The following is a 25,730-nucleotide window of genomic DNA, read 5'->3' as shown; positions in this document are numbered from 1 at the left end:
CATGACTAGAGTTTGAATACGGCCAGTTTATTGTTTAAATTCAGTGATAATTCGGCCAAACTTTCACTTTCTTGAGCCAAATAAGTTGCCGATTCAGAGACTTCGAGCGCTGAGTTATTAATCCCGCACACGTTTCTGTTCATGTCTTCTGCGACCACACTTTGTTCTTCTGCGGCGGTGGCGATATGGGTTGCCATGTCACTCACATGTTTTATATGAGCAACGATAAGCGATAAATCCTTCCCCGCTTTTGCCGATTGACTCACACTGTTTTCTGCCAGTGCACGGCTTGCATCCATTGCCTTAGCGGCGCTCACGGCCCGTTGTTGCAATAATGAAATCGTGTTTTGAATTTCTTCGGTCGATTGCCTAGTGCGACTGGCAAGTTGCCTCACTTCATCGGCGACTACAGCGAATCCTCGCCCTTGCTCGCCTGCGCGGGCGGCTTCAATGGCGGCATTCAGTGCCAGCAAGTTGGTTTGGTCTGAAATCGCGCTGATAACAGAGGTGACCTCGCTGATCTGCATGACTTCCTCTTTAAGCATATTCACTTGATCCGTCGCTTGCTCCACTTCTTTGGCAAGAGCATGAATACCATCTACGCTGGCGTGAACATCTTGGTCGCCCAGGCCAGCTTCCCAAGTGGCTTCTTTGGTATCTTTGGCTGTGCTCTCCGCATTATTCGCGACATCGGCGATAGTGGCGCTCATTTCATTCATGGCGGTGGCAAGTTGGGCGAGTTGATCCCGCTGATTATTTACCGCTTGATTAGTTTCCTCTGCAGTTGAGGCGATACGAGCCGAGGCCTGTGCAACATTGTCAGCGCTATGACTCGCTTGAAGTAAAGTGCTACGAATGGAGTCTATGCTTTGGTTTATATTGTGGGCTAAGATGCCAAGTTCATCTTTACCATAGATTTTTAGCTGAGTCGTTAAATCACCTTTTGTGATGGCGAGCATAGCCAGATTCACATCATCCAATGGCTGAGTAATAGAGCGGCTAATGGCATAACCTAGCCAAGCCATAAGCACAATAATGACAAATGTAATGCCTCCCATGGTGAGGTATTCATTCCAAATGGTGGCTTCGATATCTTGGAGTAACATACCTGAGCCTAAGATCCAGCCCCAAGGTTTAAATCCCATGACAAGTGAGATTTTTTGCGCTGATTTGCCATTCGCCGTCGTCCAGCGGTATTCGACTAATCCTTGTTTGCCATCACGGCCGAGTTCGACCATTTCGAACCAATAGTTCTCTTCGCCTCGATTCCCCATTTGTTGGCCAACCAGTTCTTTTTTGATGGGATGAACGATAACGTGCCTCGATTCATCAATCACAAACAAGTAGTTATCACCATCAAAACGCATGTCGTTTAACATGTCTTTAGCGGCTTGCTGTGCTTGCTCTAGGGGGAGCGATTGCGACAACGCTTGGATACGGGTGCTGGCGAGGGACAATACGGCATTAAGTCGTGCTTCACGCTCTGCCATCAGGTTGTGCTTTAGGGCTGTGACGGAAATAGTGAGTAAAATTAAGGCACCTGCGAGGGCGATAACGAGCTGTAGTGCGAGTTTTCGATTAACGGGGATGTCAGCGAGTTTGAACATATGATCTCCTTTTCGTTGTGTAGCGATTTAAGCCATTCCCTCTGCTCAAGTTGTTGTCAGCTTTTGGCGAAAGATATGTTGTGTAAAGTGAGTGATATAAGCATCGTTGGCTTTGATAAAATTTCCAGTTGGCGGATTAAATAAATGCACTAAATTACAGAGTTTTAATGGAAATTGTGAGCAATATTGCAATTGCAACCTTAGCGCGTTTATCTATCGAGAGAATGCGAGATTCGAACAAGGGAAGGGCTGCTGAGTCTGATATAAGCCAAGCAGTTCGAACCCCTAGCGCACAGTGCGCAGGGGTTCGTTTATTTGAGAGCCTATGTAAGTTGAAGGCTTATTGAGTTGAAAGAGCGTTAAGCTAAAAGATGGTCAAGCGCTAAAGCATTAACCGTGGCTGATAAGCTGCGGCTCAAGATTTTTTGATACCGCGCTAATACCTGCTGCGACTTGCTTCATCGCACTGGTGAGTTGGCTTAATTGTGCTGAACTAATGATATAGGGCGGCATGATATAGATAAGGTTGGCGAAGGGACGCACCCAGACGCCTAAATCAACAAATTGTTGCTGTAGCTCTGCGGTATTGACGGGTTCGTGCATCTCTAACACGCCGACAGCGCCGAGCACGCGCACGTCTTTAACGCTGGGTAAGTCAATCGCATCCTTAAGTTCAACGCGCATTTGCTGCTCGATAGCAGCCACTTGCGCTTGCCATTCATTACGGTTAATTATGTCTAAGCTTGCACACGCCGCGGCGCAGGCTAGCGGGTTACCCATAAAAGTAGGGCCATGCATAAACACGCCCGCGGGAGATTGGCTTATGCCTTGGGCAACTTTATCGGTACACAGCGTCGCCGCTAGGCTGATATAACCGCCAGTTAGCGCTTTACCTAAACATAAGATATCTGGAGTGATATGGGCGTGTTCATAGGCAAAAAGCTTACCTGTTCGACCAAAGCCAGTGGCAATCTCATCTAAGATCAGCAAGACATCAAATTCATCACATAGGGCACGAAGACCCGCTAAATAATCTGCGCTGTAGAAACGCATACCGCCAGCGCCTTGCATTATCGGCTCTATAATCACTGCGGCAATATCATGGTGATTAATACTTAATATGTCGCGCATTGCGGTTAAATCATCGGCTTGTAAGGCTTCGCCAAAGGCGGTTTGTGGCGCGGGCACAAATGATTGCTTGGTTACTGCGTCGCCAAACATAGTGTGCATGCCACCTTCGGGATCGCACACGCTCATCGCGGCAAAGGTATCGCCGTGGTAACCCTTCTTAACGGTAAGAATGCGTTGTTTTAGCGATCGCTCTTCTCCATGTACACTTCGCCCTTGCCAACTCTGACCTTGCCAATATTGCAGCGCCATTTTAATTGCCACTTCGACTGAGATAGATCCAGAGTCGCACAAAAAGACCTTTGTTAGCGGTTCGCAGGCCATAGCGATAAGTTTTTTACACAGTTCAATGGCGGGTTCATGGGTGATACCGCCAAACATCACATGGCTCAGTTGATGCAACTGTTTTTCCATCGCGGTTAATATCTCGGGATGTGCATAGCCGTGCACACAGGCCCACCACGAGCTAGTGCCATCGACCAACTTGCGGCCATCAACTAATTCCAATTCACAGCCTTTGGCACTGTGTACACCAAAAACAGGAAGAGATCGGGTCATTGAGGTGTAAGGATGCCAAATATGGGCGCTATCAAAGTCAAAATCGAGTAAATTGCGCATAAATGCTCACTTCTTTGATTATAAAGTAGCCATTAGTAAACTTGGTTCACTGGTTGGCGTTGACAGTTTAAGGGCTGAGGTTATCCTAGCCAAGATAAAAAACAGAATAAAAAGGGTGTTCAATGTCGCAGTTGCAAGTTCGTCATGATTGGAAGCGGGAAGAAATCGAAGCCTTATTTGCGCTGCCGATGAATGACTTATTATTTAAAGCACACAGTATTCACCGTGAGGTATACGATCCTAATGAAGTGCAAATTAGCCGTTTATTATCGATTAAAACCGGTGCTTGCCCTGAGGATTGTAAATATTGCCCGCAGAGTGCTCGCTATGACACAGGTCTAGAGAAAGAGCGTTTGCTGGCAATGGAAACTGTGCTGACCGAGGCACGCAGTGCTAAAGCCGCGGGAGCTTCTCGTTTCTGCATGGGCGCAGCTTGGCGTAATCCAAAAGAAAAAGACATGCCGTACCTTAAACAAATGGTGCAAGAAGTTAAAGCCTTAGGTATGGAAACCTGTATGACGCTTGGTATGCTGTCTGAAGATCAAGCGAACGATTTAGCCAGTGCTGGCTTAGATTATTACAACCATAATTTAGATACTTCGCCTGAATATTACGGCGATGTGATCACGACACGTACCTATCAAAATCGTTTAGATACACTGACACATGTGCGTGCTTCTGGCATGAAAGTGTGCTCGGGCGGGATTGTCGGCATGGGTGAAAAGGCGACGGATCGCGCAGGTTTACTACAACAGCTGGCTAATTTACCGCAGCATCCTGATTCAGTGCCTATCAATATGTTAGTTAAAGTGGCGGGCACGCCGTTTGAGAAGCTTGACGACCTCGATCCACTCGAATTTGTGCGCACTATCGCCGTGGCGCGTATCTTAATGCCGCTTTCCCGCGTGCGGTTATCGGCAGGCCGCGAAAATATGAGTGATGAGCTGCAGGCCATGTGTTTCTTTGCTGGCGCTAACTCGATTTTCTATGGTTGTAAATTGCTGACCACACCAAACCCAGAAGAAAGCGATGATATGGGACTATTTCGACGTTTAGGCTTACGTCCCGAGCAGGGCGCAGCGGCAAAACTGGAAGAAGAAAGTGCTGTTTTAGCAAAAGCGGCGGCCTATCAAGATAAGTCATCGGCACAATTCTATGACGCGGGTGCTTTGTAATACTGCTGAGCGCATGTTGTCCGACAAACAGGTCGAATAGCCTGTAAACCTTGTTGGCTGCAGCCTATTTTGATTGCGGCTGATAGCTTTATTGGCCGCACTCCATTTTTCAAGCAGCATTTTTAAGACAATCATTCTTGAGGCTAAATCGATGAGTTCTCTGCTCGAGATGAAAATTGCCGCCCGTCAGCAAGCCTTACGTGAGCAAGGTTTATTACGGCAACGTAAAATGCTGAGTGTTGATCACAGCTTTGATGTTAACGCCCCCACTTTGAGCCCGCGCTTTGTGTTCGAAGGGCGATCCTATGTTAATTTTAGCAGTAATGATTATTTAGGCTTATCCCGCGTTCCTGAGTTGGTTGAAGCGCTGCATCTTGGCGCGCAGACCTACGGTGTGGGTAGCGGCGCATCGCCCTTAGTGACAGGGTACAGTGATGCGCATGTCACACTTGAACGTGAACTCTGCGCCTTAACGGGGCATGAAGCGGGATTACTATTCTGCTCGGGCTTTAGTGCTAATACGGCGTTAATGAAAACCTTGTTTGATCAGCAAGATACTGTGATTGCCGATAAACTTGTGCATGCCTCAATTATCGATGGTTTGCAGGACAGCAGTGCGCAGTTAAAACGTTTTTTACATAATTCGCTTGAGAGCGCTGAGCGGCTTCTGACTCGAAATCACGCATCGGCGTTAATCACAGAAAGCGTGTTTAGCATGGACGGGGATTGTGCGCCGATCACTCAGTTATCGGCGCTTTGTCGTCAACAGAATACTTGGTTGATTGTTGATGATGCCCATGGTTTTGCGGTGCTCGGTGACTATCAAAATAGTGATGCAAGAGATAAAGCCGCCAAGCTTATCGATGTGCAAGTGGTGACCTTTGGTAAGGCATTAGGTTGCCAAGGCGCAGCGGTTTTGGGGAGTCAGGCGCTGATCGACTTTTTGGTCAGTAATGCCCGCGAATATATTTATTCGACCGCCTTATCGCCCGCCAATGCCGCATTAGCGTTAGCCGCGACTCGGTACTGCACTGCACATCCTGAGTTACAGCAAAAGCTGCTTGAGAATATTTCGCTATTCAAACAGTTATGCCTCGATGCTGCCGTGCCCCTTTTAGGTTCGGATACCGCAATTCAGCCGTTGATCATTGGCGATGCGCAGCAAACCCTGCAAGTCGCCGAAGCGTTAAGAGCCGTGGGCATTTGGGTTGGGGCGATTCGCCCGCCGACGGTGCCTGCAGGGTCGGCGCGGTTACGCATTACCTTAACGGCGACCCATACCGCTGAAGATATTGCTGCTTGTGTTGAGCAATTAGCCCAAGTGCTCAGTCGTGTTGGTATCCCGCTTGTCAGTGAACGAGAATCTGCCTATGAGTACAGATAAATGTACCCTATAGAGCGCGTTATCTTATTGAATGTTAAATTTTTATGGTTGAGTGTTAGTTAAAATGCCAAGCCTGATAAAGTCTAGTGATCCAAGCTGTAATGAGTCTGCTCATGAGTCAAACAAGTTTATAGCTTGCGATCTTAAGCTGAGTGAGCTTAATGCGGGCGTTTCTTATGGGGGCGTTCTCGCGGGGACTGTGTCCAATGTGCACGGAACTCAAATTGCTGAACGTTTTTCCGCAGCGGCCCATAGTTACCAAGATCATAATCAATTACAACGCCTGAGCGCTGCCAGTTTACTCAGTGAGTTTTCGGCAGCAGGTTATCTGTTAGACATAGGGGCAGGCCCTGGCACGGATTTTTCTGGGTATCACAGTGTGTCTCAACCAGCGGATCTCTCTACGCAAAATTCATCCACAACTGTATTTGCCGTGGATATTGCCCTTGGCATGCTACAAAAGCTAAAACAGTCTTATCCCGATTATCACGGCGTATGTGCCGATGCGCAGTGTTTACCTTTTACCAATGGCTGCATGGATGTTATTTACTCTAATTTAGCTCTGCAATGGTGTGCTGATTTTCCTGCTGCGGTAGCCGAAATGGCGCGGGTACTTAAGCCGAACGGCGAGTGTCATTTGAGCTTAGTAGCGCAGGGGAGTTTGAATCAATTAGCCGAATTAGGCTTAAGAGTGAATGACTTTTCGACGCTGCAAGCACTCAAGGCTGCATTTAAACTCGATACATGGCAATTACTTGAAGTGCGACTCGTCCCTATGACAGTGTATTTTGATACTCTTAAGGCACTACTCTATTCAATTAAAGGTGTGGGGGCTTCTGTACATGTCGCCAGTTCAACAACTCGGGTTTCAGGTTCAACAGTGAGTGCTTCAGAATTCACTCCACGGCTGCGTGGTCGTCAAGATTGGCAGGCCATGCAGGTTAAAGCCGAATCGCTACGTTTACCCCAAGGTTTGCCTTTAACCTATCAGATAGTTCAAATACGTGCACGGCGCAGGTTTTAAAGTTCACATATTATGCCTTTAGTCATGGCATTATCAATTAGCACTAATATCTAGAAAACGTTGGATTTTTAACATTACGTATAGAGATCGTTAGCTATATGGACATTTAGCTTATGGAGAGTGGGCTTAACAAAGCACAACTCATAGCAACAGATAAGGATCTAATATGTATTTTGTAACAGGTACAGATACCGATAGCGGTAAGACTTTGGTTTCGGCGGCATTATTAACCGCTGTGAATCGTTTAGGGCTCATAGCCAATGCTGACTCCGCTGTGAGTATTCTTGCAGCCAACACGATGTTGACTTTAGGTGTTAAACCCATCGCCTCGGGCTGCGCGCAAACCTCTGAAGGATTGCGCAATGCCGATGCGTTACAGCTGATGACGTCATCATCGTTAAAATTGGCTTATCCACTCATCAATCCTTTTTCCTTCGAACCTGCGATTGCACCGCACATTGCCGCCGCCCAAGTGGGCGTGAGTTTAGCGCCTGAAGCTATCATTGAAAGTTTAGATTTAGTGGCATTTGCTCAAGCGGATTTTTGTTTGATTGAAGGCGCGGGAGGCTGGCGTTTACCCTTAGGTGATGGCAGGTATCTTTCGGAAGTCGTACAGAGATTAGAACTGCCAGTGATACTCGTGGTTGGCATGAAACTCGGCTGCTTAAATCATGCATTGTTGACTCAAGAGGCGATATTGGCTGATGGGCTTAAGATTGCAGGCTGGGTTGCTAATCGTGTCGACCCGAATATGAGTATGTTTGAGGAGAATCTGACGAGCCTTAAAGAGATGATGACGGCACCTTTCCTCGGTTGTGTGCCATTTCTCGAGGATCCAAGTGCTGAAAACGCTGCTGACTATGTTGATATTGCGCCACTTTATCAAGGTGAGGAGAGCAATACTTAGCGACTACTTAATTGTTTAAGACTTTCCCCTAAGCGGAACGGTTATTTTTCTTTTGATAAAAAATGAGCCTCAAATTATGTTGAGGCTCATTTCTATCAAGGCTGCTGACTAATGTTCGCAAAATCTCGCAAAATAGTGCCTGCACATTGAAGCTAAGCGCCGTGATTGATTTGCTGCTTCAATGCGGTTGAGGCTTTAAAGCTGGGCTGATTGTAACCGTCTATTTCTATGGCTTCGCCCGTTTGTGGATTACGCCCTGTTTTAGCGACATGATATCTGAGTTCAAAGGTGCCAAATTGTGGCAGGAAAATTTTCTCGCCTTCGCTCAAGGCGACGTGGATCTGTTGCAGTATCTGCTCAACCACAGGTTTAGTGCTCGCTTGCGATGCATTGAGCTCGGCGGCAATACGTTGGATAAGTTGTGCTTTGTTCATAGAAACCTCTGAAGTCAGCTTAGGTTCAATCGAAGGGGAGTTATAACAAGCTCGCCTTAAGATTGAAAGCCATAGCAAGCTCAGCGCGGTTGATTGGTGTTTTATTGACAGGTTTGTGAGGCTTTTGGTGATTTTGTGTTGCTAAAGTAAGTACAAGTTTGTCGGATTGAGTGGTGGGCTGATTTTACTGGGCGAAGTGACTGACTTAATTTAAAGGCTTATTGAAAGGTTTAGTTAAAAACCTTAGTTAAAATGCTTAAGCGCAAGGTGTATTGCGCTTAAGCTATGGATTGAACACTAATCAACCGTTGGATGATGAGAAATCCCTTTTAACGCTTGCCTATGAAAAGAGCGTTTCTTCCAGAGTGCGACCTTTCAGCAGCATCTTGTATTGCCATTGATGCTGATTGAAGAGGGCGAATAGGCGCATCTCAATATCACTGTTGTGCGCTTTTTCTGTATTTGTGTCTAGCTGGATAATAAACACATTGCTTTGTTTTGAGCTGATGTTCACCACTCCCGCCAGTTTTGCCACTTCCGCTTGCAATGCATCGCTGTCACAGTTTTGCATGGTTAACGTCAGGTAATCGCTGTCGGTCGACGCATGCATTGACACAGCTTGGCTCAGTTGGCCTTTATCTAAATACAACACTTGATCGCACAGCTTTTCGAGCTCATCGAGATTATGCGAGCTGATCATAAAAGTTGTGGTGGGCGATAAGGCTTTGACCAGTTCACGGACTTTTTTTGCATTGGCAGGGTCGAGTCCCGCTGTCGGTTCATCTAATAATACTAATTCTGGCGAGCCAATCAGCGCCTGCGCAATCGATACACGTTTACTCATACCGTGGCTAAGGCTAGGCGGTTTTTGCTCGGCAACATCAATTAGATCGACCAAGGCCAACACGCGCAGTGCCTCTTGCTTTGCTTGCTCTAGGTTCATGCCCTGCAGACGAGCGAAAAATATTAACTGACTGACAATCGTCAAATTGGGATCGAGTACTGCATCCTGGGGTAAAGCGGCAATCTTGCCTAAGAGTTTAGGGCTATTGGGGGCTTCACCGAGTAGGGTTATGGTTCCAGAGCTGGGTGATAAATAGCCGCATAACAGGCTAAAAAGCGTGGTTTTACCCGCGCCATTGGGACCGACAAGGGCAATGGGGGCACCCGCTTCAAGACTGAAACTCACATCATTCAGCGCCTTTTTGCTGCCGTAAAGCTTCGACAGCCCTTGGCATTGGATCAGACTCATAGCGAGCTCCTTTGCATATAAATTCTGCCGAGCAAGAGGGCCACAGCAGTTTGTAACAGTGGAATAGGGGCATAGACTAAGCTATTGAGTCCATTGGTATTGAGCATGTCCGACAGTTGAGCACCGGGTAATACCCACTGGAGTTGTGCTAGTAGGCTAGATTGATTCGCTAACACCACGATAGTGATGGAAATCACTGTCCATAAAATGGTGGCAAACACCATAGCTTGGCGTGCCGTGCGCGCATACAGGGACAATAAAGTCATCACAGCCGTGTAGGGCAAGATCACTATGATGAGGTTAAGGCCCACTAAGGCGCCAGATGTTAACGCAGATAAAAACAGTTGGCTGTCGCGGCTGAGCGCGAGGGCGACAGTGGCGATAATCGTTAATAGGATCAGTAAACCTTGGATCAGAATTTGGCCGAGAAAACGCCCGAACAATAAGCTGTCACGGCTAGTGCGTATGGTTAAAAAGCGCAGCGTGCCGCGGGTTTTATCCGATGAGAACTGATCGGCGGCGATAAGAATACTGAACAGTGGAAACAAATACAGCGCAAAACACCAAAACACTGCCATTTCGGCCACGGGCCACTCAAAGAGCACATTGAGGGTATTGGCACCAAATAAGCTGTCGATGATATCTTTTACATTGGGCTGCAATAACATGGCCGATGCACTTTGAATGGGGTAAAGCAGAAGTACACCCCAAACTAAACCAAAGGCGACCAAGGCGATGATCCCGCGGGTATTAAATAAAAATTTGCGCAGTTCAAACGTGGCGATAATAAACATGTTGTTGAAACTGCTGGGTGGATTATTGGTCATGTGCTGTCTCTATTCTTTTTTGCGCTAGGTTCAGGGGCTATGGTGCTTGGCGCGACTATGTTGGTGCGGTTCAGTTTCTCACCCTTGGGTAGACAGTGGATTGGTCCATAAGTGCCATGTTGCTCACATAGCACTTATTATCCATCGGTATTTATCAGTCATTATCTATCGCTAATTAGCTCAATGAGGCGATTAATTCATCGAGCTTTTGCGTCAGTTCGGCGACTTGTTGTTCAAGCTCTGTCACTCTGTTCACTAATTCAAGCGGCTCTGCGTCTACAGACACAGCGACATGGGCTAAGGTATGACTTGTGCTATGGGATTGACTAGCACTTTCGTGCGATGGCGCTGCAGAGAATAATTCCACATAACGGGATTCACGGCGACCAGCTTCTCTGGGTAATTGTTTTAAGAAGGGCTTTTCACGGCTCATTAATTGGCGGATGCAATCTTCCACGTCGATCACGTCTTTAAATTCGTGTAGGCGGTTGCTGCGGGTCCGAAGTTCTCCCGGTGTTTGTGGGCCACGTAATAGCAACAAACAGACGATGGCTAGTGCGGCGGGGGACAGTTGAAGTTCGCTGAATTCGGTATTGCAGAATCTGTGCTTGTATTTAACGACGCGGCTGCCGAATCCCGACTGTTCGCTGATCAAACGTTTCCGATTTAGGGAATCAACGGCGATTTGCACTTGGGTTTCACTGAGTTCGAGTACGGGCTCGCGGCTGGTTTTTTGATTGCAGGCTAAGGTCAATGAGTTTAGCGAGAGTGGATATTGCTCGGGGGTGGTGATTTCTTTCTCAAGCAGACATCCGATGACTCTGGCTTCGTGTAACGTGAGTTCCATATAAGCTCCAAAGAAAAAAGCATGGCTTTGTTTATAACAGAGCCATGCTTAATATCCTAGGAGTTGTCAGTCAAACTCAGCCTTAGTGATGGTAAACTGTACAATTTTAACGCTAAGTACTGAATAGAGTTGATTATTCTGCGGTTTCAGTTAAACGCAAACCATCATTATCTATGCTCAGTTGGCCATTCTTAAATAAGCCACCTATGGCTTTTTTGAAGGCTTTTTTACTCATGCCAAGCTGATCGTAAATGATTTCAGCATCGGTTTTATCGGTCAGGGCTAAGAAGCCGCCAGCCTGTTTGAGTTTTATCAGGATAATGTGGGCATGCTTATCTAACTCTTGTTTACTGCCTTGTTGCAGCACAAGATCGATTTTGCCATCTCGGCGCACTTGTTTGATGAAACCTTTGAGTCTTTGGCCGAAACGCAGTTTTTGGAACACTTCGTTTTCGTAAATCACGCCCCAATGGGCATGATTAATAATGGCTTTGTAGCCTAAATCTGTGGTGCCGCCGATGTATAAATCGACCTGCTCACCGACTGTGTAGTCCGGCTCAGTCTTATCGAGGAACTTATCGATTTTTGATGAGGCCATGATGCGTTCATCGGCGCGGTTAGCGTGTACATAGACCAGATATGAACGGCCTTCTTCGATAGGCTTATGTTGCTCACCGAAGGGCAGTAATAAATCTTTATCTAAGCCCCAGTCTAAAAAAGCGCCATAAGGACCGGTTGCGACGGCTTTTAAGTAAGCGAATTCGCCTACCTGTGCCAATGGACGGCGCGTGGTAGCAATCACGATATCTTCAGAATCTAGATACAGAAACACGTCAAGCAGATCACCGACTTGGCAGTCTTTTGGGGTGACTTTGTTTGGCAGCAGTACTTGCCCTAATTCGTGGGCGTTTAAATACACGCCAAAGCTGACTTGTTTTACAACCTCAAGTTTGCAGGTTTTACCTATCTGTACCATGGATCTCTCTGTGCATAATGGAATGTGATTCGGTTGCGATTATACACTTCGGTGCTGAAACTGCAGCATTATTGTCTTTGAGCTTTATTTTAGCGTGTGTGGGCCGTCACTCAGCGAAGGCTTGATCACGCATTGTGTCTCGGAGGAACCACTGATTTGTGGCGGGGTTTGGCGCCGTGATATTGGTTGTTTGGCTTTGCTTAATGTTGGCAAATGTGCATCACTTGAGTGACACACAAAAATCAGGGATATTTGCAGGGGTAAATGTCAATAAAAGTGACAAAGGTGATATAAAAAATATTGAACAGACTTGTACGACGTTTATGGGTTAACTAACTAATATTACTCTATTTAAAACCAATGGGTGGCGGGTGGTTGTTAAGCAAGTGTTTATTATATTTTAATGCAAAAGATTAAATGAGATTCTTGCTTGCATTCTGTGACATTGCGCGGTTTAATTGCGCCGTTCAACGATTCCGCTCGTTGCAGACATTACAAATATTACGTGAGTAATAAAGGTTTTATGGTTCACCAGTCATTAACCGTGTAATTGACAACATATCGATTTACATGGGGTTAAGAGGGTTTTTATTAGCTAATGCACAAGCATCCATTTTTTGCACTTTGCCTAAAAGTGTCACAATGCCAACGCTCGATTGTCGTACCATACGATGATACTGGCCTTAAGCATCTCACGTTGATCCGCATCAATTCTGGCCGCGAAGAAGCCAATAGTCCCCTGTTAAAATAATCTTGCCTAGCGATAAGCTGGTTTGGCGTTTTCGCTAGTTCAGTGTTATCGGTTTTCGTTTTCTACTTGTGTTATCGGTTTCTGAAGGTCTTAACCTCTTTCAAACGTCTTTAAGCTACTTATTAGCTTGATGTTTTAAGGATGCGACTCAGGATCTTATTTGGCTTTTTGGCGGTATTTGCGCCCTTTAGCCTGAGGATAAATGCAAGCGAGGCAAGTAAAGATAGCTTTACTGAGGTAAGGGAATAAGCTTTCCCTTCAATATGATACGATGTATTGCGCTAAGATGCGTTGTCTCTTGCGCTATTAATGAAAATCGCAGCAATGTCACTTACACTAGCGTGACGTTGCGGCATTAAGGAGAAGGTAAAATCTACCTTCGTGTATGTCAGGTAAGGTGTCCCTTTGCCTGGGTTTGTCGAACGGGCGGTTGTGCTATTAAGCCATAACCGTTTAACCCATTTTTTAATAGACGGGCTAAATAATAATGAATGATTGGTCTATTGATGATGCTCGTGCTGGGTACAATGTTACTCACTGGAGCCAAGGTTTTTATGGGATTAGCGATCAAGGTGAGGTGACTGTGTCACCGGACCCCAAAAATCCTGATTACAAGATTGGCTTAAATGAGCTAGCCAAAGACATGGTTAAGGCGGGAGTCGCTTTACCTGTACTAGTTCGTTTTCCGCAGATCCTGCACCACAGAGTGAACAGTTTGTGCCAAGCATTCGACCAAGCGATACAGAAGTACGAGTATCAGGCGGACTATTTGCTGGTTTACCCGATTAAAGTAAACCAACAGCAAACTGTGGTGGAAGAGATCCTGGCGAGTCAGGCATCAAAAGAAGTACCACAACTGGGTTTAGAAGCGGGCAGTAAGCCTGAGCTGATGGCTGTGTTAGCCATGGCGCAAAAAGCCAGTTCAGTCATTGTATGTAATGGTTATAAAGATAATGAATATATCCGTTTAGCACTGATTGGTGAAAAGTTAGGCCATAAGGTTTACATCGTTTTAGAAAAACTGTCTGAACTGAAAATGGTGTTAGCTGAATCTAAACGTCTGGGTGTGACACCGCGTTTAGGTCTACGTGCACGTTTAGCGTTCCAAGGCAAAGGCAAGTGGCAGGCGAGCGGCGGTGAAAAATCTAAGTTCGGTTTATCTGCTGCGCAAATTTTGCTGGTTGTAGAGCAACTTAAGCAACACGATATGCTGGATTCGCTGCAATTGCTGCATTTCCACTTAGGTTCGCAAATCGCTAATATCCGTGATATTCGCCAAGGTGTGAGTGAAGCGGGTCGTTTCTACTGTGAATTACGTGAATTAGGCGCAAGCGTTAACTGCTTTGACGTCGGTGGTGGTTTAGCGGTGGATTACGATGGTACTCGTAGCCAAAGTAATAACTCGATGAACTATGGCCTGACCGAATACGCCAACAACATAGTTAACGTATTGACTGACATCTGTAATGAATACGAGCAACCTATGCCACGTATTATTTCAGAATCGGGTCGTTACTTAACGGCGCACCATGCAGTGCTTATCACCGATGTTATCGGTACTGAAGCTTATCAGCCTGAAGATATTCAACCGCCAGCGGAAGATTCACCACAGTTATTGCATAACATGTGGCATTCATGGTCTGAGATCAGCGGCCGCGCCGATCAACGTGCTTTGATTGAAATTTACCACGATAGCCAAAGTGACTTACAAGAAGCGCATTCGCTATTCGCTTTAGGTCAATTGACCTTAGCGGAGCGTGCGTGGGCTGAGCAAGCTAACCTGCGCGTGTGTCATGAAGTGCAAGGGCTATTGAGTGCGAAAAACCGTTATCACAGACCTATCATTGATGAACTCAATGAAAAGTTAGCCGATAAGTTCTTTGTTAACTTCTCATTATTCCAGTCATTACCCGATGCTTGGGGTATTGACCAAGTGTTCCCAGTATTGCCATTATCGGGCCTAGATAAAGCCCCTGAGCGCCGTGCTGTCATGCTCGATATCACCTGTGACTCTGACGGTATTGTCGATCAATACGTTGATGGTCAAGGGATTGAAACCACGCTGCCAGTGCCAGCATGGAGTGCGGATAGCCCGTACCTAATTGGTTTCTTCCTTGTGGGTGCATACCAAGAAATCTTGGGTGATATGCATAACCTGTTTGGTGATACAAACTCAGCAGTGGTTCGCATCGAAGATAATGGTGTGACTAACATCGAATCTGTATTGGCGGGTGACACGGTTGCTGACGTATTGCGTTACGTTAACTTAGATGCGGTGGCCTTTATGCGCACTTATGAAGAGTTAGTGAATCTGCATATCGCCGAAGGTGAACGCGCACAAATTTTAGAAGAATTGCAACTAGGGCTGAAAGGCTATACCTATTTAGAAGATTTTTCTTAATTTCTAGCGTGTTAAAATAAATCAGCCTTGGGTAACCTCGGCTGATTTTTGTTTTTATAAGGACAGATTTTTCACTTTTATTGCCGTTTTAGTCGTGTAAAATCGCGTTGTTCTAGGATCAAGTAAAGGATGAGTGACGATCATGAGGTCAAAGGGTTGATGTTTTTTGAAGGTTCAGAAAAAAAACTCGAGATTATCGTGACGGCGTCTGCGCCGAATTTACGAGAACTCGATGTGAGTTTTTGGTCTGCCTTAGTCAACTGTGCCCACGCCGAGATACTGTCGCAGTTAAGTAATGCGGACTGTGATGCTTATCTGTTGAGTGAATCCAGCTTGTTTGTATGGCACGACAGATTTGTAATGCTCACCTGTGGTAACAGTACCTTAGTGGACGCCGCCTGTTACTTTATCGGCGCGCTTGGCGTGCCTGCCATGGCATTGGTGAGTTATCAGCGTAAAAACGAATACCAAGCTCATCTGCAAACCACGAGTTTTGCCGAAGATATTGGCAAACTGCGCCAACGTATCACCGGTAAAGCCTTTCGAGTGGGTCATCTCGACAGCCATCATCACTATTTTTTTTGCTCTGACAGTGATTATCGAGCACCAAAGGATGATCAAACCAGTGAACTGTTGATGTACCACATTCGTGGCGAATTTGCCGACTATCTTAATGGCGGCTCGCAGAGTAAAGATGAGATTTGCGCCGCACTCGAGCTTAACGATTTACTCCCTGAATTTGAGATTGACGCCTATTTATTTGATCCGTCAGGCTTTTCGATGAACGGTATTTGGGGCAAATATTATGTTACTTTGCATATTACGCCTCAAAGCGAGAATGCGTGCGCTAGCTCCTATGTGAGCTTTGAAACGAATCTGGATTTAGCACAGTATCCGCAAGATCTATTGGGGCGTCTATTAACCTTGTTTGCTCCTGTCAGTTGGGACACAATCCGTTTTAATACCGACGACTCAACGCAGGGATTTCCTGCCCATTTATGCTTAGGGCGGTGTTCATTAACGACCGAGCAAGGTTATGACATTGGTTTTAGCCACTATCAGCAGCTTCAGGCTGAAGTGCTGATCCCTGAACTCATGTGAATTTTTGGCGTTTGCTTAAGGAAACCCTATGACAGATCTCAGTGATATCCGCCGCGAGTATGCCAAAGGCGGCTTAAGACGTGCCGACTTACCGCAAAATCCGATGGATTTGTTTGAACTGTGGATGATGCAGGCGAGGGATGCAGAGCTTAGCGATCCCACCGCTATGTGTGTGGCGACGGTGGATGAGCACGGCCAACCTTTTCAACGAATAGTATTACTTAAGCGTTTTGATGACACAGGTTTCGTATTTTTTACTAACCTTGGCAGCCGCAAAGCACAGCAAATTGCTGCTAATAATAAAGTCAGTTTGCATTTCCCTTGGCATCCTCTAGAGCGTCAAGTATCGGTGCTCGGTGAAGCGCAGGCACTGTCCACCGCTGAAGTGCTTAAATACTTTATGACCCGTCCTAAGGACAGCCAAATTGCGGCTTGGGTATCGCAGCAGTCGAGTAAACTCAGCGCTAGACAAGTACTTGAAGGCAAATTCTTCGAAATGAAAGCTAAGTTCGCCAAGGGCGATGTGCCTTTACCCAGTTTTTGGGGCGGTTACTTAGTGAGACCTTCGAGTATCGAATTTTGGCAGGGTGGAGAACATAGGCTGCATGATCGTTTTATTTATTCTCGCCATGATGCAGAGTGGGAAATCGATCGTTTAGCGCCTTAGTACGGTGCATAGTTCGATAGCTCAGCATAAAACTGAGCTTGTGAACCTAACAACAGAGTTAAAAGACATTGAGTGATTATAAAATTTGGGTTGATGCGGACGCGTGTCCCAATCCTATCAAAGAAATCCTGTTCCGGGCGGCGGAGCGCAAAGCCCTGCCGCTGGTGCTGGTGGCTAATCAAATGATCCGCGTACCACCATCTCCCTATATCAGCCAAATTCGAGTCGGTGCGGGATTTGATGTGGCAGATCAATATATTGTCGATCATGTTGAACCGACGCATTTAGTGATCACCGCGGATATTCCCTTAGCGGCTTTAATCATTGAAAAGGGCGCCTTGGCGCTCAATCCCCGTGGCGAGCTTTATACCGTCGATAACATAAAACAAAAGCTGACGATGCGCGATTTTATGGAGGATTTGCGCGGTTCTGGCGTGCACACTGGCGGGCCTGATTCGTTTTCTCAAGCAGATAAACAGGCTTTTGCCAATAGCTTAGATAAATGGTTAGTGCGCGTATGAATCATAGTTTACTGGTCGCTAATGGATAAACAGAGTATCTTTAGCTTAAGTTAGGTGATGTTGATCACGTTTAACTGGGCAGGATTTTAGCCTGTTGCGGATGTCGATTTTCTTTACGACATGGCTTTTAAACTCACTATTTAAGGACGGATACGATGAAAAAATGGATGGGAATTGTCGCCTTATCTGCTATGGCCAGTTTTAGCTGTGCCGCGCAATGGCAAGTGATGGAACAAGATTCGCGAGTCAGTTTTATTTCGGTAAAGAAAGGTGATATAGGTGAAGTCCATCACTTTAAACAACTCAAAGGTACGCTAAAAGATAACGGTCAATTTGAATTAACAATTCCACTAATCGGTGTGGCAACGGGTATTGATGTCCGCGATGAGCGGATGCAAAATTTGTTATTTGAAGTGTCTTTGTATCCAGAGCTGAAACTGTCATCACAAGTAGACCCTAAGATACTAAAAAATCTTGGCGTCGGTGAGAGTAAAGTTTTTGATATTGATGGAAAAATTGCGTTACACGGCAAATCGCAAACTAAGGCTTTTTCGGTGATTATCACTAAAGTTTCTGATAACAAACTTTTAGTGAACAGTTTTCAACCGGTAATTGTTAATGCCAATGAGTTTGATCTTGTGGCTGGGATTGATAAATTACGTGAAATTGCGGGTTTATCGAGCATTAGTCAAGCTGTTCCTGTGTCATTTGTACTAACCTTAACTCAGTAACTTCAATAAGATTGGTATAGATCAATACGTCTGTTATCGAAGATAGGCTAGAGTTAAATAAGTGGCGTATGCGAGATCTTGATAAGAAGCCGAGCTTTTGGCTTCTTTGATATTTTCTGATGTGCTATTAATAGCATCACAATAGATATTAAGTTAATGAGTTTAAAGGGTAAAAAATGGTCACAGATAAAGATGGTTACATGCATTTGGTCCAGTATTTAACTGAACATCTTGGCTTATTTGAAACACCAGGTTCAGAGGTAGTTTCAGACGATACTGTGATGGAATTATTTGAAGAGCAATTGTCGGCACAGATCATTATGGTGTGTGGCCAAAATCCATCGTTGTCTTTTACGCAACGTAATGTGATTATCCGTGAAGTGGATGCAATTGTGTATGATTTAGAAGAAATTTTAGCTTCAGTTGCCAACCATAAAGCGACTCCCGCACAGACTTTATTTATTACCGAGTTTTCTAGTTTGATTAAGAATTTGTTCGATCAAGAAATCGCTAAACTTCAAGTGAGTGCTTAGTCAGAATAGCAATTAGATTATTTATTAATGCATGATTTTAGGTAAGTCATGACTAATACTATTTTTTAGCAGCGTAAATCACCATCGTTTGAGTACCATGTGTTTCCTCACACTTATTGTTAACCTCGAGCAGTAGCAGCCTTGAGTGTGAGGTAAATATCTTCTCTTTGCTTCACCTCATGTTATTTCGTATGGTCACCATTTTTCATCGAGTTCTGCGACTAAGTTTTGTTGCTGGGTTATGCGAGTCATCGCTGTGGATTCGCTCCTTTTGGCGTCATTTGCATTGCTGATGTGTATGTATAAAATGGCGTTAGCTTAAAATAAAAAGCCCATCTTTCCCGCATTTATGTCATTGTCTGTGTATCTTTAGTGTATGAGCTTTAACTATTTTTCCCTTCATGTATTGATAAGGAGTGTTCAATGCTAACGATTTCTTCGGGTCATGCTGATGATATATTGGCAGTGGTCGCATCTGGCCGTGTTAACCATGGGGATGTTGAAGGCTATTTGGTTCCCGCCATAGAAGCCAAGCTGCAAGACCACGCCAGCATTCGCCTTTGGTACGAGTTTTCCCCTGAATTTGAAGGTATATCCGTTGGGGCCCTGTGGGATGATGCGGTATTAGGTTTATTTCATTTAAGTGATTTTTCAAGGGTCGTGATGATTGCCAATGCCACTCAAACAAATGCTATGGTTAATGCGCTAGCCTGCATGCTGCCATGTCCGGTAAAGGTATTTACCGCCGATGAACATAGCCAAGCCAAGGCATGGTTAGATCAATAACGCACCTTTGTTTATTGCGGTTCTAAACCTGTACTCAGTGGCCAACGACATTGAATGTGTGTGCCTTGGTTCAAGTGGCTACTGATGCTAAGGCTGCCATTGAGATCATTTTTAAGCCACAGATTTATACAGGTCAGCGTTCCAAGGCAGAGTTCTTGCGCTAGTTCTTGCCGTAACTGTGCGAGTTGCGGCTCTGTCATACCTATCCCATTATCGATAATACTGATGTGTAACTCTTCACTCGACTTGTCGATATTAATGGTTATTTCACGCTGTTCATTGTGAGCTTTAAATGCATGATTCAACGTGTTGGTGATTAGACGATAAAACAGCTGCAAATATTGCCAAGAAGGGCCATCAATGATGATATTTTCTTCGCAATTTAACGCTATTTCCACATTTGTTTTAGCTAGTTGTACCTTTAGCAACCCTAAGAGATGACGCATAAATTGTGCGAGATGCAGTGGCCGAATGTCATTTTGATGATTCGTTAATAACTGGGCAATATGTCGCAGTTTATCTGCCTGAGTCACCATGATTTCGGTGATCTGATTTTGGTCGTTAGCATTATCTATTGGCTGAAGTTGGCACACTTTGGCGAGTAGCTGATCTTGTTCATGCATAATTTGCGTCATCATTTCAGCTAGAAAATTTTGCATTAGCTGTTGGCTTTGTTCACGACTGAGATTGAGTTGATGATGTTTCTCAAGCAATTGGGTTGATTTGTCTTGGAGCAGATGGAGTTCATGGTTATGTTGATTACTGAGGCGAACTTGTTCTTGTAGGTGATTAAGCGCCTCGACTTGCCCTAAAAGTAACTTTTCTTGTTCTTGCTCTTTAATTTTTTGTAAGGTGATATCAAAGGCGATAGCACCGACTGCAATAACGGTATCGTCATCATCTTTGATCTTAAATTTAGTCACGATATAAATAAGATTGCCTAGGGGCGAGGGAATTGCTTCTTCGAAGTTTATGGCTTCATGATTATGCAGAACGCGTCGATCATTTTGTTGATACTCGTGGGCAAATTGGCTGGGAAATATCTCAAAATCAGAGGTGCCAATAATGCGTCTGCGTTCTATACCTAAGATTTCACAATATTTGTCATTGACGAGAATATATTTACCGTGAAGATCTTTGATATAGATGAGATTTTGAGAAAATTTAAGTAAAGCCCTCAATTGTTCTTTATGGCGCTTTAACTCCAGTTGAAACAGGTTTTGGCTCTGCAATTGCTGTTCTAGTGCCAGGTTACTCGCATCTAAGCTCGCCATTGCCACTTCAAGCTGTCGAGTACGCGACAGGAATGTTTTTGCCAATAAGCCAATTTCGTCATGGCTGTTATTGGCTTTGAGTTCGATAGAGGCGGAATCATTACGTTTTAAGGCTTGGACGATTTCAATAATGGGGGTGATAAATAGTCGGTGCTGGAGTAAGAATAATAGAATTAAGCCTAATAGTTGAATACAGACTAAATAAACGCCGACCTTTTCGATTAAATGTTTAGCGGTATCCTGCAGCGGTGAAATTGGGGTGACGACAAGTACCTTCCAATAGGTATTTGGCATGAGAAATACCGAAACGAGGGATGCCGTTTTAAGGATTGGATCATGGGCCAAAGTTACCGACGTCAGTAATTTCGGGGCAGTAAAATGATTTAAAGCATTGTTATTTACGATGGCCGCTAACATGTCACGCTCATTTTGATGACTTAGTCTCGTTAGATGCTGCATCTGTTCTTGGGTAAAAACGCGCTCGGCAATCGCCGCTTCTATAAAGGCTTTATCTGCACTCTGTAATGCGACTTCGACGGGGCTGAAATCTGGCTGTTGGCTGGCGAGATGATTGAAGGTGACGAAAGAATGATTGGTATTGGTTTGATGCTTAAGATCGTTATTGGCATCTGGATAGGCGAGTACTTGGTTTTGATGATCTAAGGCTATGACATAGCCTCTGACATTAATCATAGTATTGCGTAATAGCACATTGAGCTTTTCTAAACTGATATCCACAGTGGCGGCACCAATAAACTGATGGTCCATCCACATAGCGCCTGAGGCTGTGATCATTGACTCATGGGTTGTCGGATCGAAATAAGATTTTGACCAGAAAATTTTACCTGCAGGAAAATAGCGCGTCGGGCGATACCATTCTTCGGTGTGGTAGCTTGGGAACGTGTCTTTGTTATAGGAATCAATGGCGACTAATTCATCGTTTACATTGTGTGCCCAAAACAGGCTATCTCGAAATTTTTGCTGATTAAACGCGCCGGGTTCCGGCCAGACGCCGCCACCAGAGATGATGCGTTGTTGACTATCGAGCTTCAGCAACGTGGGAATGGTTTTCACCAGTTGCTCATGATCATAGCGGTAAAGTTTGGCAATACTGGAAATAGAGTCGACTACGGTTTCAACCTGTGAAGTCATTTCTTGCAGTTTGGCGATAATCAACTGGCCATAGTTTTGGTTTAACACGGCTTGCTGATCAAGAACTTGTTGGCGTTGAATGCTCAGCATCACCCAAGCTGTACTACAAATCAAAATAGCGGCAATGACGAGCTGAATAAGGCTAAATTTGAATGGCAAACTGTTTTGCCATTGGGTTAATGGCGTGTGTGGCTCAGATGTCGAACTTTTTCCCATAATCCCCAGTTTCCAAATCACCACTTTTCATTGAGCCAGTGTAGCGCTTTCTCACTGTTTTGCTATTGGCATATGTTTAAGTTGCGAGGATTGAATGGGATAAGTGGAATACAATCGTCAATAAAAAGGCAGGTTTTATGCCTGCCTTATCTCAAACTTGTTATTTATAAAGAGACGGTTTATTTGAACCACTTAGGACAGGCACAATAAAGAGTAACCAAGCGACTAAGAAGCCACTGAAAGCCACTACCATCCATTCGGGCATCGTTACACCCATAAAGACCCAAGGTACATCAGTACACATGCCAGTAGGCATCATAACGGCAGGGAACCATTCGTGTAATGGCATCCAAGCTGGAAATTCAGGTAAGAATGAACAGGTTGAAAAAGGGGATGGGTTGGCTTGCATATCTACGAGCGATAAGGCTAGTTTTAATCCCCAAGTTGCACTGATGGCCCAGAGCACGGCAGCTAAGATCCTGACTATTCGATATTTGGGTGCTGTCATGCCAATGAGACCTGCTGCCAATAAACCAAAAATAGCGAGTCTTTGGTAAATACACATGACACAGGGTTCCAGTTTCATGACATATTGAAAATACAGTGCGGCTGCTTCTAACCCAAGGGCTGTGCCTGCGAGAATAAACCAAGATGAACGGGAATGGGCAAAGCGAGTCATTACAGTCAAAGTGAGCTCCATATCAACAAAAAACGCCCTCAGACATGGGGCGTTTTTTGGACTCTACTTATTAAATAAAGTTCAGTCAATAAAGAAGATTAATGTCCAGTCATCGGCTCTAAAACTTCACTCGCGCTGTGATGGATGATTATCTGGGAATCATAGAAATATTGGGTAGCTTGTTCTAAGAAACCCGTTTGAATCGCCATGACACCTACGATAGACAGCACGATAGTGTAAGGCAATGCCATCCATACCATTCTGCCATAGGATAAGCGAATAAGTGGCGCTAGTGCTGAGGTTAGTAGGAATAAGAACGCCGCTTGACCATTGGGCGTGGCAACCGAAGGTAAGTTAGTTCCAGTATTAATCGCAACGGCCAGCAAGTCGAATTGATCACGGCTGATTTGACCGTTAATCAATGCCGCTTTCACTTCGTTAATGTACACAGTGCCGACGAACACGTTATCACTCACCATAGACAGTAATCCGTTGGCGATATAGAAAATCACCAACTGAGTATTGCCTTGATAACTCAGTGCCCATTGGATCACTGGTGCGAATAAGTGCTGGTCGATAATCACACCAACAACCGCAAAGAAGACAGCTAATAACGCGGTAAAAGGCAGTGCTTCTTCGAAAGCTTTACCAAGGGCATGCTCATCGGTAACGCCGTTAAAGGCTGTGGTTAAAATAATCACAGAAAGACCAATTAAGCCCACTGAGGCCAAGTGCAATGCAAGTCCTGCGATCAACCAGACACCTACTAAGGCTTGGACGATTAACTTCATGTTGTCTTTATTGGTACGGCGCGCATCTTCATGGGCGGAGTACTCACATAAGATCCGATGAACGGCCGTTGGCAACTTAGCGCCATAACCAAAAATGCCAAACTTTTCAACTAAGTAACAAGTTAAGATGCCCGAGATTAATACAGGAACACTAACGGGTGACATACGCACGGCGAATTCACCAAATTGCCAATTTGCTTGCGCGGCGATAATAAGGTTTTGTGGTTCACCGACCATAGTACACACGCCGCCCAGCGCAGTACCCACACCCGCATGCATTAACAGATTACGCAGGAAACCACGGAATGCATTGAGTTCTTCTTCGTTTAACTGATCTTCACCATCATCATTTTTACCTTCAGAGGTATGATCGTGATCGGCGCCGAAATCTTTTCCAGAAGCGACCTTGTGGTAAATAGAATAGAAACCCACAGCGACCGCGATAATGACGGCAATAACCGTTAACGCATCTAAGAAGGCTGATAAAAAGGCTGAAGCCAAACAAAACATTAGTGACACTAAAACTTTAGAACGCACTTTAGTAATAATTTTCGTGAAGCCAAATAGCAGCAATTGCTTCATGAAATATATACCAGCGACCATAAACACCAAGAGTAATAATACTTCGAGGTTGGCTTCTATTTCATGTAAGACTTGGCTTGCCGATGTCATTCCGATCGCGACGGCTTCAATTGCCAATAATCCGCCAGGCTGTAATGGATAGCATTTTAATGCCATTGCTAAGGTAAAAATAAATTCTAGAACCAATACCCAACCAGCCACAAAGGGGTCGACATAGAAAAAGAGTATTGGATTGATAATTAAAAATGACAGTATTGCGGTTTTGTACCACTTAGGAGAATTTCCTAAGAAGTTCCCAATAAACGCCTGACTCATTGTCGCCGGCATGGCAGCCTCTCTTCTAATTATGTTAAAAATTGCACGTGATTATTATCAATACCTGCGTTAGTTAAATGAGTCTAGCCTAAAGAGAAAGCTAATGTAATGAGTTACTGATACCGACATTTCAAAAAGCGGAGCTAAGCGGCAAAATTGGCCCATCCTGTATTGACCTTGGTCGTTTTTTTGAGCGATTCTGTGACATTTACACGGCGATAACACAGTGATTTTAAGTGAATGGTTTCCATTTTTTACCGCTCTGGTATGATCAGTGACCATTACGACGCACAACAACTGGATAAGTGGGCTGATGATTATCAATGCCAAAGGACCTGCAAGTTTTGCAGAGAAGTATATTGTGAGATCAATTTGGGAAAACAAATTTCCTCCAGGGTCCATTTTACCGGCTGAACGTGAGCTTTCAGAATTGATTGGTGTGACTCGCACCACTCTGCGTGAGGTGCTACAGCGCTTGGCGCGTGACGGTTGGTTGAAAATTCAGCATGGCAAACCAACACGGGTTAACAACTTTTGGGAAACCTCAGGCTTAAACATCCTTGAGACTATTGCTGATTTGAATCCCGAGGGTTTTCCGGTATTGGTTGACCAACTCTTGTCAGCTAGAACGAACGTCAGTGCTATCTATTTTCGCGGTGCTTTGCGTTATAACCCGGATACCGCTGTGGAGGTACTTGCAAAGATACACCAGCTTGAAGATACGGCTGAATCCTATGCTGAATTTGACTACTTACTGCATCATACCTTAGCGTTTTCGTCTGGAAATCCACTTTACGTTTTGATATTAAACGGATTTAAAGGTTTGTATAGTCGAGTTGGTCGTTATTACTTTACCAGCTCAGATGCGCGTTTATTAGCATTGAACTTTTACAAAGAATTAGAACTGTTGGCTCAGGCTAAAAATTACCTCGACGTCTCTGCGCTGATGCGTACCTATGGCATGAATAGCGGTAAGATGTGGTTACAATTACGCGAAGATATGCCGGCTTCTATTGCTCAAGATCATTAAACTCTGTGAGTGATATCGCGT

At 44.9% G+C, this 25,730-nt stretch carries 23 protein-coding genes; 13 read left to right on the top strand and 10 right to left on the bottom strand.

Going from position 1 to position 25,730, the window contains the following annotated elements:
- Nucleotides 1-5: 5 nt before the first annotated feature.
- Nucleotides 6-1,607, bottom strand: coding sequence for a methyl-accepting chemotaxis protein (locus CKQ84_RS22600; RefSeq protein WP_105252842.1), 1,602 nt, complete (start codon nucleotides 1,605-1,607; stop codon nucleotides 6-8).
- Between the two features lie 390 nt (nucleotides 1,608-1,997).
- Complete coding sequence (gene bioA / locus CKQ84_RS22595) at nucleotides 1,998-3,353, bottom strand: adenosylmethionine--8-amino-7-oxononanoate transaminase (protein WP_105252841.1); 1,356 nt, start codon at nucleotides 3,351-3,353, stop codon at nucleotides 1,998-2,000.
- A 122-nt stretch (nucleotides 3,354-3,475) separates the two neighbouring features.
- Between bioA and bioB the strand changes: the two genes are divergently transcribed.
- The 4 genes from bioB (at nucleotide 3,476) to bioD (ending at nucleotide 7,843) form a co-directional block, all read left to right on the top strand.
- The gene (gene bioB, locus CKQ84_RS22590) at nucleotides 3,476-4,528 is read left to right on the top strand and encodes a biotin synthase BioB (protein ID WP_028760338.1); all 1,053 of its coding nucleotides are present in this window, start codon (nucleotides 3,476-3,478) and stop codon (nucleotides 4,526-4,528) included.
- A 151-nt stretch (nucleotides 4,529-4,679) separates the two neighbouring features.
- On the top strand, nucleotides 4,680-5,912 hold the full coding sequence (locus CKQ84_RS22585; protein WP_105252840.1) for an 8-amino-7-oxononanoate synthase: 1,233 nt from the start codon (nucleotides 4,680-4,682) through the stop codon (nucleotides 5,910-5,912).
- A 64-nt stretch (nucleotides 5,913-5,976) separates the two neighbouring features.
- Nucleotides 5,977-6,936, top strand: coding sequence for a methyltransferase domain-containing protein (locus tag CKQ84_RS22580; RefSeq protein WP_105252839.1), 960 nt, complete (start codon nucleotides 5,977-5,979; stop codon nucleotides 6,934-6,936).
- Between the two features lie 166 nt (nucleotides 6,937-7,102).
- Nucleotides 7,103-7,843 (top strand): dethiobiotin synthase, encoded by a 741-nt coding sequence (bioD, locus tag CKQ84_RS22575; protein WP_105252838.1) that lies wholly within the window; start codon nucleotides 7,103-7,105, stop codon nucleotides 7,841-7,843.
- A 152-nt stretch (nucleotides 7,844-7,995) separates the two neighbouring features.
- Here bioD and CKQ84_RS22570 read toward each other — a convergent pair whose 3' ends face one another.
- From CKQ84_RS22570 to CKQ84_RS22550, 5 genes are all read right to left on the bottom strand, one after another.
- Entirely contained in the window at nucleotides 7,996-8,277 is a 282-nt protein-coding gene (locus CKQ84_RS22570) for an HU family DNA-binding protein (RefSeq protein ID WP_105252837.1), read from the bottom strand.
- Between the two features lie 340 nt (nucleotides 8,278-8,617).
- Nucleotides 8,618-9,529, bottom strand: a complete 912-nt coding sequence (locus CKQ84_RS22565) for an ABC transporter ATP-binding protein (protein ID WP_105252836.1) — start codon at nucleotides 9,527-9,529, stop codon at nucleotides 8,618-8,620.
- Nucleotides 9,526-10,356 carry an ABC transporter permease subunit gene (locus tag CKQ84_RS22560; RefSeq protein WP_105252835.1) on the bottom strand — a complete coding sequence of 277 codons (831 nt, stop codon included), beginning with the start codon at nucleotides 10,354-10,356 and terminating at the stop codon, nucleotides 9,526-9,528. Before CKQ84_RS22560 ends, CKQ84_RS22565 begins: the two co-directional genes overlap by 4 nt.
- A 175-nt stretch (nucleotides 10,357-10,531) precedes the next feature.
- A complete protein-coding gene (locus CKQ84_RS22555) occupies nucleotides 10,532-11,203 on the bottom strand; it encodes a YceH family protein (protein ID WP_105252834.1) in 672 nt (223 codons plus the stop codon).
- A gap of 133 nt (nucleotides 11,204-11,336) precedes the next feature.
- Nucleotides 11,337-12,179, bottom strand: coding sequence for a S1 RNA-binding domain-containing protein (locus CKQ84_RS22550; RefSeq protein WP_105252833.1), 843 nt, complete (start codon nucleotides 12,177-12,179; stop codon nucleotides 11,337-11,339).
- 598 nt (nucleotides 12,180-12,777) lie between these two features.
- Here CKQ84_RS22550 and CKQ84_RS22545 point away from each other — a divergent pair.
- The 8 genes from CKQ84_RS22545 to CKQ84_RS22510 all read left to right on the top strand — a co-directional run bounded on the left by CKQ84_RS22545 (nucleotide 12,778) and on the right by CKQ84_RS22510 (nucleotide 19,670).
- Complete coding sequence (locus CKQ84_RS22545; protein ID WP_011846564.1) at nucleotides 12,778-12,930, top strand: hypothetical protein; 153 nt, start codon at nucleotides 12,778-12,780, stop codon at nucleotides 12,928-12,930.
- Nucleotides 12,931-13,417: 487 nt separating this feature from the next.
- Complete coding sequence (speA, locus tag CKQ84_RS22540) at nucleotides 13,418-15,331, top strand: biosynthetic arginine decarboxylase (protein ID WP_028760330.1); 1,914 nt, start codon at nucleotides 13,418-13,420, stop codon at nucleotides 15,329-15,331.
- Between the two features lie 159 nt (nucleotides 15,332-15,490).
- A complete protein-coding gene (locus tag CKQ84_RS22535; protein ID WP_105253140.1) occupies nucleotides 15,491-16,432 on the top strand; it encodes an adenosylmethionine decarboxylase in 942 nt (313 codons plus the stop codon).
- A gap of 28 nt (nucleotides 16,433-16,460) precedes the next feature.
- Nucleotides 16,461-17,099 carry a pyridoxamine 5'-phosphate oxidase gene (pdxH, locus tag CKQ84_RS22530; RefSeq protein WP_105252832.1) on the top strand — a complete coding sequence of 213 codons (639 nt, stop codon included), beginning with the start codon at nucleotides 16,461-16,463 and terminating at the stop codon, nucleotides 17,097-17,099.
- Nucleotides 17,100-17,167: 68 nt separating this feature from the next.
- Nucleotides 17,168-17,620 carry a YaiI/YqxD family protein gene (locus CKQ84_RS22525; protein ID WP_006081277.1) on the top strand — a complete coding sequence of 151 codons (453 nt, stop codon included), beginning with the start codon at nucleotides 17,168-17,170 and terminating at the stop codon, nucleotides 17,618-17,620.
- Between the two features lie 155 nt (nucleotides 17,621-17,775).
- Nucleotides 17,776-18,351, top strand: a complete 576-nt coding sequence (locus CKQ84_RS22520) for a YceI family protein (RefSeq protein WP_028760327.1) — start codon at nucleotides 17,776-17,778, stop codon at nucleotides 18,349-18,351.
- A 176-nt stretch (nucleotides 18,352-18,527) separates the two neighbouring features.
- Nucleotides 18,528-18,884 carry a DUF3802 family protein gene (locus CKQ84_RS22515; RefSeq protein ID WP_028760326.1) on the top strand — a complete coding sequence of 119 codons (357 nt, stop codon included), beginning with the start codon at nucleotides 18,528-18,530 and terminating at the stop codon, nucleotides 18,882-18,884.
- Between the two features lie 423 nt (nucleotides 18,885-19,307).
- On the top strand, nucleotides 19,308-19,670 hold the full coding sequence (locus CKQ84_RS22510; RefSeq protein ID WP_028760325.1) for an STAS/SEC14 domain-containing protein: 363 nt from the start codon (nucleotides 19,308-19,310) through the stop codon (nucleotides 19,668-19,670).
- Nucleotides 19,671-19,681: 11 nt separating this feature from the next.
- On the opposite strand, the gene CKQ84_RS22505 is transcribed toward CKQ84_RS22510, so the two are convergent.
- The 3 genes from CKQ84_RS22505 to nhaB form a co-directional block, all read right to left on the bottom strand.
- On the bottom strand, nucleotides 19,682-22,312 hold the full coding sequence (locus tag CKQ84_RS22505; RefSeq protein ID WP_105252831.1) for a PAS domain-containing protein: 2,631 nt from the start codon (nucleotides 22,310-22,312) through the stop codon (nucleotides 19,682-19,684).
- Between the two features lie 160 nt (nucleotides 22,313-22,472).
- Nucleotides 22,473-23,000, bottom strand: coding sequence for a disulfide bond formation protein DsbB (gene dsbB, locus CKQ84_RS22500; protein ID WP_028760323.1), 528 nt, complete (start codon nucleotides 22,998-23,000; stop codon nucleotides 22,473-22,475).
- Between the two features lie 89 nt (nucleotides 23,001-23,089).
- Complete coding sequence (gene nhaB / locus CKQ84_RS22495) at nucleotides 23,090-24,691, bottom strand: sodium/proton antiporter NhaB (RefSeq protein WP_105252830.1); 1,602 nt, start codon at nucleotides 24,689-24,691, stop codon at nucleotides 23,090-23,092.
- Nucleotides 24,692-24,992: 301 nt separating this feature from the next.
- On the opposite strand from nhaB, the gene fadR reads away from it, so the two are divergent.
- Nucleotides 24,993-25,709, top strand: a complete 717-nt coding sequence (fadR, locus tag CKQ84_RS22490; RefSeq protein WP_028760321.1) for a fatty acid metabolism transcriptional regulator FadR — start codon at nucleotides 24,993-24,995, stop codon at nucleotides 25,707-25,709.
- Nucleotides 25,710-25,730 lie beyond the last annotated feature (21 nt).

It is taken from the genome of Shewanella sp. WE21, assembly GCF_002966515.1.
Lineage (GTDB): Bacteria > Pseudomonadota > Gammaproteobacteria > Enterobacterales > Shewanellaceae > Shewanella > Shewanella oncorhynchi.
The sequence above is the reverse complement of the archived record's forward strand: the minus strand, read 5'-3'. Positions and strand labels throughout refer to the sequence as shown.